This window comes from Exiguobacterium sp. AT1b (genome assembly GCF_000023045.1).
Taxonomy (GTDB): Bacteria; Bacillota; Bacilli; order Exiguobacteriales; family Exiguobacteriaceae; genus Exiguobacterium.
Genome location: NC_012673.1, coordinates 2,764,184 through 2,776,199, shown reverse-complemented (window position 1 = coordinate 2,776,199; position 12,016 = coordinate 2,764,184). Strand labels below are relative to the sequence as shown.

Below are 12,016 nucleotides of genomic sequence, written 5' to 3'. Positions count from 1 at the left end.
TTTTCCATTTCGTTTTTTGAACAGAAAGCCGTATAATAAGTATGGCGAAAAAAATATAAATAAACAAGGTACATTTTTAACGGATTTTGATTAGAAGCAGGTGGTATTGCATGCATAAAAAACTCGCGTTTTTCTCAGGGTTTGTCACCCTCGGGATGATGCTTGTCCTCATCATGGGTGGAACCGTGACGAAGACGGATTCAGGAGATGGTTGTGGGACGGACTGGCCACTCTGTCATGGAAAATTAATCCCAACCAACCCAAGCGTTGAAACGATGATCGAATACAGTCACCGGGTAGTCTCCGGAATCGAAGGTCTTCTCATCATTGCGCTCGCCATTTGGACGTTCATCGCGGTCAAACATCGGGTCGATGTGAAAATCTTCGCGTTTCTCGCATTTATCTTTATGCTCATCCAATCGATCATTGGAGCGGGCGCGGTCATTTGGCAACAGTCGGACGCCATCCTGGCCCTTCATTTCGGCATTTCTCTCGTGTCGTTCGCATCGTTACTCATTTTGACGATTCTGTTATTCGAAGGTGACCGAGAGCATCAAGTCGTATCGAGACGGTTGAGATCTCATCTTTACGGTCTCTCGATCTATACGATGATTGTCGTCTACACCGGAGCTTATGTCCGTCACCTCGGTGCTACATATGCTTGTGTCGGTTGGCCGATATGTGAACAAGAAGTGTGGACGTTTGAGTCGTATGTACAGATGGGACACCGTGTGATGGCCGGGCTACTCGTCTTGTACACGTTGTATGTTCTCTACTTGGCACGTAAAGAAATGAATCGATTGATTGAGCGCGGCATGATGGCGTCTCTCTTCTTCATCCTGCTTCAAGTCGGTACAGGTGCATGGATCGTCCTTGGGGGACACGCGACTTACGTTCCGCTCCTTCACGCCTTCTTGATCACTTGTTACTTCGGTATCCTGTCATACCTCTCTTATCACGCGTACCGGTCGACAGCGCGACAAGACGGGGCACAATTGAAAAATATGAACGGATAACCAAACAAAAAAGCGCCGCGGCGCTTTTTTAGTTTACAATGCTTTAAATCGTTCGAGCGCACGCTCTCTCGCTTCTTTATGATCGACGAGTGGCATGGCATAGTCGTCTCGCTCTGACGGGTCTGGAAAGTGAATCGATTTATCTGATACATGTTTCAGCTCCGGCACATACTTCCGGATGAACGTTCCGTCAGGGTCAAATCGTTCGGATTGCGTCGTCGGATTGAAAATACGGAAATATGGAACAGCGTCCGTCCCGACAGAGGCCGCCCATTGCCATCCCCCGATATTCGACGCTGCCTCATAATCGATCAGCTTTTGTTCGAAATATCGTTCTCCTTTTCGCCAATCGAGAAGGAGATGTTTCGATAGGAAAGATGCGACAATCATGCGTAGGCGGTTGTGCATCCACCCGGTCTCGTTCAACTGACGCATCGCCGCGTCGACGATTGGATACCCGGTTTCCCCGTTACACCACTTTTCGAACTGCTCTTCATTGTCCTCCCATTCAATCGACTTGTATTTATCATTGAACGGTTGATCTTTCAATCCGTGGAACTTTGCCATGACCATGTAATAAAATTCGCGCCACAACAGCTCATCGTAATACGTGTCGCGCCCTTTTGATTGCCTCGCCGACAACACTTGTTCGGTGATGGTGCGAATCGACAACACACCTGTCCGTAAATAAGGAGATAGTCGACTCGTCCCGGCGATGCTCGGAATGTCACGCTTCTCGTCATAATCGACCATGCGGTCATTGACGAAGCGGGTCAATCGCTTCTTCGCTTCCGTTTCCCCTAGCCCTTTCCATTCACGTTTACATCGCTTGAAGAGCTCTTTCAGTTCACTCGGTTGTTCATTCTTTGAACGGATGTACTGAGATAAACGATTGACATCAACCTCATATGGTGCAGGTGGCTGTTCGGCATACGCCGCTTTTTTGAACGGGGTGAACACCTTATAGGGATCGCCACTTTTTGTACGGAACGCATCGGGATGAAACAGATGCCGATCTAAAAGTCGCACTACCTTTACATCTTCACTAAGTGCTTCAATCACACGGTCATCCCGCTGTTTGAACGGTTCCACATACTCCGCATTAAAATAGAGCACATCCATCTCGCCGAGCTGTTTCACGAACGCATCCTCCGTCTCCGCGACGAGGACACGAAGCCCTAACCCTTTCGCTTCTAAATCATCCATGAACGTTCGCATCGTCGAGAAGAAATAGTCATGCCGCACTTCGAATGGGTGACAGTATTTCGGATTCAACCAAAAGACGAAGTCTAGGTCATCGCCTTCCTCCATATCTTTCAATACACGGTGTAACATATGATTATCGGTCAGTCTAAAATCTGAACGGAACCAACATATTCGTCTCATGATCTCCACTCCCATCTACAAAAAAGAAGCATAGCGCGCTATGCTTCTTTTGATTATACAAATTCAATCAACAAGTCGTCACTTTGTATTGTGTCGCCTTCTTTAATATGGATGGCCTTAATCTCACCATCTTGTGCCGCTTGAATTGTCGTTTCCATCTTCATCGCTTCTGTGACGAGCAACTGCTCCCCACGGTGAACACGACTTCCTGGTTCGACCAATACTTTCAAGACAGACCCCGGCATCGATGCACCGACTTGTTTGGCGTTCGAACGATCGACTTTCGGACGGCTTGTCGTTGCCGATTTGACATTGACATCTTTAATCTCGATTTCACGTGGTACCCCGTTCATCTCATACGAGACGAGACGGATGCCATCTTCATTCGCCGCACTCACTTGTACGAGCTTGATGATTAATGTTTTTCCTGTCTCGATTTCAACTTGGATTGTCTCCCCCACGTTTAATCCGTAGAAGAACGTCAACGTGTCGAGCACCGATACATCCCCGTAGGTCGTTGTATGTTTGATATAGTCTTCGTACACTTTCGGATAAAGCGCATGGGCAAGAAGTTCAAAGTCCGTCACCGGTCGCTCGAATTTCTCGAATAGTTCTTGGCGTGCCGATTCAAAGTCATATGGCTTGATCAATTTACCAGGACGAACGTTTAATGGCTCTTCCCCTTTCAAGATGACTTGTTGTACATCTTTCGGGAATCCACCTGGAGGCGTCCCCAATTCACCACGCATCATTTCGACGACCGAGTCCGGGAAGTCCAACTGGTGTCCGCGCGTCATCACATCTTCTTCCGTCAAGTTATGCTGGACCATGAAGAGCGCCATATCACCGACAACTTTAGATGACGGCGTCACCTTGACAATGTCCCCAAACAACATGTTCACTCGGGCATACATCGCCTTGACTTCGCCCCAACGGTCTCCAAGCCCGACCGCTTTCGCCTGCTGTTGGAGGTTTGAATATTGTCCACCCGGCATCTCGTGCTCATACACGGATGGATGCGGGGCACGCATATCACTTTCAAACGGTTCATAGTTATGACGCACGTCTTGCCAGTAGTCACTGATGATCTCATATTGTTTCGGGTCGACCTTCGGCTGACGTTCGTGGTGGTTGAGCGCGTAGACCAAACTTCCACCTGAAGGCTGTGACGTCATCCCTGACATCGAGCTCGCCGCAACGTCAACGATATCGACACCGGCATCTGTCGCACGAGCATAGGTGAAGATCCCGTTACCGGAAGCATCGTGTGTATGCAAGTGAATTGGTAAGTCCACGGCGTCTTTCAATGCCGATACGAGTGCATAGGCCGATTCCGGCTTCAATAGACCGGCCATATCTTTGATTGCCAAGATATGCGCACCACTCGCCTCAAGTTTCTTCGCAAGGTCGATATAATACGGAAGGTGGTACTTCGGACGGTTGCCATCGTACAAGTCTCCCGTATAACAGATGGCCGCCTCCGCCACTTTCCCAGTCGGAAGTGTCGCATCGATTGCCAACTGAATCGATTCTAAGTTGTTGAGACTGTCAAAGATTCGGAACACGTCGACTCCGGCATATGCCGCTTCGTGTACGAATTTCTCAATGACGTTGTCTGCATAGTTTTTGTATCCGACCGCATTCGCACCGCGTAGCAACATTTGAATCAAGACGTTCGGCATCTTCTCACGAAGCTTCATGAGACGTACCCATGGGTCTTCGGATAAGAAGCGGTAGGCGACGTCGAACGTCGCTCCGCCCCACGCCTCGACCGAGAACAATTCTGGCATGAGTTTGCTTGTCGGTTCGGCAATGTTCAAAATGTCCTGTGTCCGCATGCGCGTCGCGAGCAACGATTGATGGGCATCTCGCATCGTCGTATCCGTCAACAACAATTCCGGTTGACGTTTGATCCAATCGGCGAGGCCGTCCGGTCCAAGCTCTGTAAGAATTTGTTTCGTCCCTGGCTTCGCTTCTGCTGGGAGGTCATGTGGGATTCGCACCGAACGGCTGATCGGCTTGTCTTTCAGACCGACACCCGGGAATCCATTCACTGTCACGTCCCCGATATAGTTCAACAGTTTCGTCCCACGGTCTTTTCGTTTCGGGAAGACGAACAGTTCTGGCGTCTCATCGATGAATGACGTGTTGTAATCTCCATTGATAAAGTTCGGGTGCTTCATGACGTTAATCAAGAACGGAATGTTCGTCTTGATTCCGCGAATCCGGAACTCGTTCAAGTTTCGAACCATCTTCGAGGCCGCTTGTTCGAATGTCATGCCATGTGTGGACAATTTCACGAGAAGTGAATCGTAGTACGGTGAAATCTCTGCACCGACATACGCATTTCCACCGTCAAGTCGGACACCAAAGCCGCCTGGAGAACGGTAAGCCATGATTTTCCCAGTATCCGGCATGAAGTTGTTGCCTGGGTCTTCAGACGTAACACGTGATTGAATCGCATAACCGAGAAGTTTAATGTCTTCTTGCTTCGGCATTTGAATCATATCGCCGTGGAGCGACTCACCTTGCGCAATCATCAATTGTGTTTGAACGATATCAAAGCCTGTGACCATCTCTGTGATCGTATGTTCCACTTGAATACGTGGGTTGACCTCGATGAAGTAGAACGACTCGTCCTCGGTCACCAAGAACTCGACCGTACCGGCGTTGACGTAGCCGACGTGACGCATGAGTTGGACCGCCGCATCACAAATCGCTTGGCGTGATGCATCAGACAAGGTCACACACGGCGCCACTTCGACGACTTTTTGGTGACGGCGTTGAACCGAACAGTCACGTTCGAACAAGTGGATGATGTGACCGTGCTCATCTCCAAGAATCTGCACCTCGATGTGTTTCGGACGTTCGACGAGTTTTTCTATGTACACTTCGTCAGAACCGAACGCCTGCTTCGCTTCTGATTTTGCACGTTCAATCAAATCTTTCATTTCCGCTTCTGTTCGAATGACACGCATTCCGCGGCCTCCGCCACCCATCGACGCTTTGACCATGAGCGGGAATCCGTGCTCGTTCGCAAATGCTTCCGCGTCTTCATATGATGTGAGCGGCCCATCCGAACCCGGAATGACAGGAAGACCCGCAGCAATCGCACTCTGACGTGCTCGTACCTTATCCCCGAACGCATGTAAATGTGACTCATGCGGTCCGACAAAGATAATGCCCTCTTCACGGCAACGTCGTGCGAGTTCAATGTTCTCCGAAAGGAAACCATATCCCGGGTGAATCGCATCACTGCCTGACTCCTTAGCGATGCGAATGACGTCTTCAATATCGAGGTACGCATCGATCGGTTTTTTGTCTACACCGATCAAGTAGGCCTCATCGGCTTTAAAGCGATGTAATGAGCCGCTATCTTCTTGTGAATAGACGGCTACCGTTCGAATGTCTAACTCTGTCGCCGCGCGAAATACGCGAATGGCAATTTCCCCACGGTTTGCAACAAGTAACTTTTTAATTGGTTTCAAATGAAATCCCCCCGTTAATGAAGTTTGTTTGTTTCCTTACCTGACGACGTGAAGCGATGAACGTTGAACGTTTTCTTCTGACTTCACCCGAATTTCTTCTCGTCGTGTCGCCTCTCGATGACGGTTACGCATCGAGATACTGCTGAGCACCCCGAGAACACCCATCATCATGATGAGAGATGTTCCCCCATAACTGACCAGTGGCAAGGTTACACCTGTCCCTGGGAACCAACCGGACATCGCACCGATATTGATGGCCGTCTGGATCATAATTTGTGAGGCAATCCCAAACGACACGAACATCGCAAAGTGACTATCCGCATGATTGGCGATATGAATCGCGCGAAAGGCGATGAAGAAGAGTAGGACTAAAACCGTCAATACACCGAAGAACCCTAACTCCTCCGCAATGATCGACATGATATAGTCGGTTTCTGGTTCTGGCAAATACCCATACTTTTGAAAACTGTTCCCGAGTCCGACTCCGGTCAATCCACCATGTACGATCGAGATGATCGACATGAGCAATTGGTGTCCATATCCTTCCGGGTCCATGAACGGGTTGAACACGACCTCAATCCGACTTCGTTGATTCTCCGAGAAGATGGTCGTGAACAATACGAATACAGTACCCATCCCAGCTAAAATCCCCGGAATCAAAATTCGAAGCGGCGCCCCGACACCGAACCACATGAGCAACATGATGGAACCGAGAACGAATAACCCACCCATATCCGGCTGTCCATTGATTGCGATGGCGTAGAACGAGAAGTAAAAGAGAACCGGTACTAAGAAGAAGGCGCCGATTTGAGCGCGCAACCCTTTTTTCGTGATAGCGGCCCGCGCTAGTCGACCCGGGAGTCCTTTCAACTCATTATTCCATAGTTCATGGTAGTAGTTCGCAAGCAGTATGATGAGGACAAATTTGGCAATCTCGACCGGTTGAATGGTCATTCCGCCGATGATGAGCCAAGCCCGGGCCCCGTTCAATGGCGGCATCGCCCACGTGACAAACAGCAAGATGACAGAGAGCGCATAAAGACCGAGGCGAATGCCTTTTTTCCGAAACATCTCATATCGGAACAACGTCGCGATCAAATAGACAAAGATTCCGATTCCAACGTAAACGAGCTGGCGATAGAATAGACTACTATTTGCGTAATCCCCACGATTCCAAACGCTCGCACTATAAATCATGATGGAGCTTAGCCCGACGAGCAAGAGCACTGACAAAAACAACGCAAAATCAAAATACCGAAACCGTGTTTTCATGTATTCACTTCCTTATGTAAAACAATCCGACAACCCTTATAAAAAAATACTCAAACAGCGCCACTTGCACAGTTTGAGTATAAGGTTCATAATTCTGAAGCTTCTGCCAAGGCAGATAACTTTTGTTCCAATGAATCGAGCAGTCCTTTACCTTCAATGTCTGAAATGAGTCCAAGACGAACCGCAAAATCAATTTGGCGCGATAGTCCAAACATATGTGTATCAAGCACCTCTTCATAAAGCGGGCACTTCGGCATTTTTAGGTTTTCTAACTGCACTTCAATCAGACAACGGATTTTTTCAGCATCCGCCTCGAGTAATTGAAGCGCTTGCTCCCGTTGGATTGCAGCCAAATTTGTCGCCACTACGACCCCTCCTCCGTACGATGACAGACTGTTTGTCATAACTCAACTGTACATTATCTTTCATCATAATTCAATGTACAGTATGAATGAACGCGACATTCTTCCTCTTTTCCATTTTACGAGAAAGAGCGCTATAATGAAACGTGTAATGTGTATGAAGGGGGATATAAGCATGATTTTTCCACTTGATGGAGCGGTTCGCCACAGTCTGACGATTGACCCGACCGTATGGATTTTTGACGAACGAAAACGAAAGATTGAAGATTTGGACTCGGTGACGGAGAATGACCGTGAGGCATACTATGCGAAAATGGGGAAAGCATGGGATGACGGATTGTCACAAGGAACTCGAATCGACCACAACAAACCGATGTCTCGACAAGACAAGGATGCAGCATTACGCGACTCGTTCGCCATGCCGCTCGCGCCTTTTTTAAACAATGCCGAACCGATTGAGCTCGCGACACATGTCCGTTTTTACGGGGAGACCATATTGACTCTATCGCTCAGCGAGGCATCGCGCGTATATTTACAATTTTCAAAAGACGGAAAAGTACTTACTGACGGACCTGTCTATGTATTGTATGAGGATCAGGTCATTCGCCAAGTCAATCATATCACCGTATTAAGCAATCAATGAGAAGGGTCACACCTTCTCTTTTTTTGGACTTTTTAGTTCACAAAGTGTAGTATATAGAGTGTTGACTACAAATTGAATAAGAAAGGTCGTGACGCTTACGATACCTCTATGGAAACGAAATTTAATGGTTGTTTGGATCGGTAGCTTCTTGACCGCCGCGTCGATGAGTCTCGTCCTTCCATTCCTCCCATTGTTCATCGAACAACTCGGGGTAAAGGATCCGGACCACGTCGTCACTTGGTCTGCGATCGCGTTCGGCGCCACGTTCCTCGTGGCCGCCATCGTCTCTCCGATGTGGGGACGCTTGGCTGACCGAAAAGGAAGAAAGCTGATGCTCATCCGAGCCAGTCTCGGGATGGCCATCGTCATGTTCCTCATCAGCTTCGTCCAAGACGTATATCAACTCGTCGGGTTGCGTTTACTCATGGGAGCCGTGTCTGGATTTATTTCAGCCGGCATCACGTTGGTCGCATCTCAAACACCAAAAGAGAAAAGTGGCTGGGCGCTCGGTACCCTGTCAACCGGTGGAATCACTGGTGGTCTACTCGGTCCCCTCATCGGCGGACTGCTCGCAGACTGGATTGGGCTTCGATCCGTTTTTCTCTTTACCGGAAGTGCACTCTTCCTGACGTTCCTCATCACGCTTTGGTTCGTAAAAGAAGATTTTGTCCCAGTGAAACGCGAAGAACTCGCGTCGATGAAATCGATTTTTGCCTCACTGCGACATCCACAGTTGATTGTCGGTCTGTTTGTGACAACGTTCCTCATTCAGTTCTCGACACAATCCATCGGACCACTCTTGACGTTATACGTACGTGAATTGAATCCGAACACTACCGCGCTCGCCTTCATGGCAGGGATTGTCGCCTCTGCTCCGGGACTGGCCGCTCTCGTTTCGGCGCAGTGTCTCGGACGGTTATCGGACAGACACGGAGCAGAGCGCATCTTGTTTTGGGCACTGCTCCTCTATAGCCTCTTCTTGATTCCGCAAGCATTCGTTACCTCAACGACTCAACTCATCTTGTTGCGTTTCGGAATCGGGTTCGCAACGGCCGCCTTGATGCCGTCCGTTCAATCGCTACTGCGCCAGCATACGCCGGTCTCTGCGACGGGGCGCATCTTTTCATACAATCAGTCCGCTCAGTTCATGGGGAATCTACTCGGACCGCTATTTGGATCCCAAATCGTGGCACACTTCGGATTTTCTGCCCTGTTCATCATCACGGGATTGATTATGATCTCGAATGCCTTTTTAGAACGGACGAACGTCCAGTCGTTACAACTCGATACAAAATAACGCCGAGCACGAAGCTCGGCGTTATTTGTGTATATCGCTTATAGTAAATCAGCCGCCAATCGTGCAAGGGATGAACGTTCCCCTTTCACGAGTTGCACGTGTCCGAAGACGTTTTGTCCTTTGAAGCGTTCCACCGCGTACGTCAAGCCGTTCGAGTATTCATCCAAATACGGATGGTCGATCTGATACGGGTCACCGACGAGAACGATTTTCGAGTTCTCTCCAACGCGAGTAAGAATCGTTTTGATTTCATGCTTCGTTAAGTTCTGCGCCTCATCGATGATGATGAACTGGTCCGGCATACTTCTACCTCGAATATAGGTGAGTGCCTCGAGCTGAATCGATTTCATACCGGCTAGAATATTGCCGAGCTCGTCTTTTGAATTCGCATTGAATAAAAATTCTAGGTTATCATAAATCGGTTGCATCCATGGGCGAAGCTTCTCTTCCATCTCCCCTGGCAAATAACCGATATCATTCCCCATCGGCACGACCGGACGAGCGACGACGAGCTTATTGTAACGCTGTTCATCCTCGACGAGCGAGAGCCCTGCTGCTAGGGCAAGGAGCGTCTTCCCGGTACCGGCTTTCCCAAGTAAGGTGACAAACGGAATGTCATCTCGAAGCAACAGGTCGAGGGCCATCCGCTGTTGAACGTTTCGCGGATGAATTCCCCAAATATGATCTGCATCGAGTGCCAGCGGTCGTAAAATCGGTTGAAGCGAATCGACCACAGCAAGCGCACTCGCTTTCGACACATTACTTTTCAAGACGACGAATGAATTCGGATATAGCACTTGTTTCGTCAAGGCCGTCGTCGGCAATTGACGAACTTTATAAAATTCATCGATGAGCGACTGATCGACTTCAATCTCTCGATAGCCGGCGTATAAGTCCGTCGTATCAACGATATGATCTGTCAGATAGTCTTCTGCATCAATTCCAATGGCGTCCGCTTTGACACGGACCAATATATCTTTTGAGACGACGACGACCTTTCGACCTGCGTCATGCTCGTATTGTTTCATTAACTTTAAGGCAACGAGTAGGATACGGTTATCGTTTGTCATGACATCGAACGGAATATCGACCTGGTGTTCATGACCGATTTCGACAAACAGACGTCCTCCGTTTTCAAGCGGGACCCCGTCATGGAGTTTTCCCGATGTCCGGAGCTGGTCGAGGACACGTGACGTTTCACGGGCGTTCCGCCCGACCTCATCCATGTTTCGTTTCTTTCCATCTAACTCTTCTAGGACGATGGCTGGAATGACCACGTCGTGTTCTTCAAATTGAAATAAGGATAGCGGATCATGTAGGAGTACGTTCGTATCGAGTACATACGTTTTTTTCATAGACTTTGCCGCCCCTCGAATATAGGATGGTATTCAAGAATGAAGACTTTCTTTCACTTCACGGTCAAGCTTTTCCGCCGCTCGAATATCATACGTTTTCGTGATTTCGGGCTGTGCGTAAGCTGCTCCATAAAACGAGATGTTCCTCACTTCTTCGACATGTCCTTCAAAAAAACGAAGATGAAGGCTTGGTTTAACCGCCGGATCGAACTCTCGAATCGCTGAGAGTAAAACATGATAGGACTGACCATCTTCGATAAAAATGAGGCCAGCTGTCTTTTCTGTCGTCAAGATGGTCACGATATGTGAATTTCTTGTCAATGCGAACCGGACCGTGACAGCATCTAACGCTTGCACCCAACTGATCGCATGGCTGATCGGCCAACGCTTCGCCTCGTCGAAACCGACGAGAAATGTTAACGGCATGTCGTTCAATAGGCGCTCTTGCGCAGCTGTCAGTTCAAACGTTGCCTTACTCGCCATTCAACTCCCCTCCTTTTAACCGGGTATGGTTGTACCATTCTCCCTTACCGGTTCAATTCCCTGCTTTTAACGGTTGAAATCATGCTATACTCATCGTATAGAGGAAGGTGAAAAGATGCGTGTAAAATGTTCTCTTTGCGATAAAGTCGAGACCATCGACTCATGGTCGTTTGAAGCAAAACGCTTGCGTAACAAACCGGCTAAAACGTATATGTGTCAAGAGTGTCAGGAGCGAATCAGCGAACGAACGGCTGAACGCGCCGCATCTGGACAGTTCAAGTTATATCCTACATTTCGACAGAAACGAAATTGGTAATGCAAACGGGCGCCTCCGAAGAGACGCCCGTATTTTTTATGATTCTACCGCATCTTGACGACGGTTCCACCAGAGGCGACCACGATAAATGGCTAACACGATTGCCATGACGGCAAGCACTTCCGGGATTGGCCATGTGAAAAAGACGAGTGCCATCGTACCTGCTCCAAGTGAAAGCAAAATATAGACGATGAGCGACTTCCACCATGCCAATTGTTTCGCAAAACCAAGTTTAAAGACAAGGATCGTCAGTAAGATGACCGTGACAACGAGTGCATTGAACCCGACGGAAAAGTCATTCGGGTCACTGCCGACACCTAGCATCGAAGCGATCCACGGAACGTCAATCTGTGTGATATCGATTGTTTGAGAAGCTTTCAAGACAAAGAGTCCCCCTT

The 12,016-nt window shown here is 48.7% G+C and carries 11 protein-coding genes; 4 read left to right on the top strand and 7 right to left on the bottom strand.

The features are described 5' to 3' along the window. Positions 1 to 110 precede the first annotated feature (110 nt). Positions 111 to 1,016, top strand: a complete 906-nt coding sequence (locus EAT1B_RS14340) for a heme A synthase (RefSeq protein ID WP_015881280.1) — start codon at positions 111 to 113, stop codon at positions 1,014 to 1,016. 33 nt (positions 1,017 to 1,049) lie between these two features. Here EAT1B_RS14340 and EAT1B_RS14335 read toward each other — a convergent pair whose 3' ends face one another. The 4 genes from EAT1B_RS14335 to EAT1B_RS14320 form a co-directional block, all read right to left on the bottom strand. Then, positions 1,050 to 2,402 carry a deoxyribodipyrimidine photo-lyase gene (locus EAT1B_RS14335; protein ID WP_015881279.1) on the bottom strand — a complete coding sequence of 451 codons (1,353 nt, stop codon included), beginning with the start codon at positions 2,400 to 2,402 and terminating at the stop codon, positions 1,050 to 1,052. Positions 2,403 to 2,455: 53 nt separating this feature from the next. Continuing rightward, the gene (locus tag EAT1B_RS14330; RefSeq protein WP_015881278.1) at positions 2,456 to 5,890 is read right to left on the bottom strand and encodes a pyruvate carboxylase; all 3,435 of its coding nucleotides are present in this window, start codon (positions 5,888 to 5,890) and stop codon (positions 2,456 to 2,458) included. A 36-nt stretch (positions 5,891 to 5,926) separates the two neighbouring features. Beyond that, positions 5,927 to 7,162 (bottom strand): FtsW/RodA/SpoVE family cell cycle protein, encoded by a 1,236-nt coding sequence (locus tag EAT1B_RS14325; protein WP_015881277.1) that lies wholly within the window; start codon positions 7,160 to 7,162, stop codon positions 5,927 to 5,929. A gap of 86 nt (positions 7,163 to 7,248) precedes the next feature. Next, a complete protein-coding gene (locus EAT1B_RS14320; RefSeq protein WP_015881276.1) occupies positions 7,249 to 7,527 on the bottom strand; it encodes a YlaN family protein in 279 nt (92 codons plus the stop codon). A gap of 172 nt (positions 7,528 to 7,699) precedes the next feature. Between EAT1B_RS14320 and EAT1B_RS14315 the strand changes: the two genes are divergently transcribed. Beyond that, entirely contained in the window at positions 7,700 to 8,167 is a 468-nt protein-coding gene (locus tag EAT1B_RS14315; protein WP_015881275.1) for a hypothetical protein, read from the top strand. Positions 8,168 to 8,291: 124 nt separating this feature from the next. Next, positions 8,292 to 9,464 (top strand): multidrug efflux MFS transporter, encoded by a 1,173-nt coding sequence (locus EAT1B_RS14310; RefSeq protein WP_015881274.1) that lies wholly within the window; start codon positions 8,292 to 8,294, stop codon positions 9,462 to 9,464. A gap of 38 nt (positions 9,465 to 9,502) precedes the next feature. Here the strand turns inward: EAT1B_RS14310 and EAT1B_RS14305 are convergent, their stop codons facing one another. Together EAT1B_RS14305 and EAT1B_RS14300 are read right to left on the bottom strand one after the other, a co-directional pair. Beyond that, the gene (locus EAT1B_RS14305; protein WP_015881273.1) at positions 9,503 to 10,819 is read right to left on the bottom strand and encodes a PhoH family protein; all 1,317 of its coding nucleotides are present in this window, start codon (positions 10,817 to 10,819) and stop codon (positions 9,503 to 9,505) included. A gap of 33 nt (positions 10,820 to 10,852) precedes the next feature. Next, the gene (locus tag EAT1B_RS14300; protein WP_015881272.1) at positions 10,853 to 11,302 is read right to left on the bottom strand and encodes a hypothetical protein; all 450 of its coding nucleotides are present in this window, start codon (positions 11,300 to 11,302) and stop codon (positions 10,853 to 10,855) included. A gap of 115 nt (positions 11,303 to 11,417) precedes the next feature. Here EAT1B_RS14300 and EAT1B_RS14295 point away from each other — a divergent pair, with 115 nt between their 5' ends. Then, complete coding sequence (locus EAT1B_RS14295; protein WP_015881271.1) at positions 11,418 to 11,618, top strand: YlaI family protein; 201 nt, start codon at positions 11,418 to 11,420, stop codon at positions 11,616 to 11,618. 36 nt (positions 11,619 to 11,654) lie between these two features. Here EAT1B_RS14295 and EAT1B_RS14290 read toward each other — a convergent pair whose 3' ends face one another. Continuing rightward, entirely contained in the window at positions 11,655 to 11,999 is a 345-nt protein-coding gene (locus tag EAT1B_RS14290) for a YlaH-like family protein (protein WP_015881270.1), read from the bottom strand. Between the last annotated feature and the right edge of the window lie 17 nt (positions 12,000 to 12,016).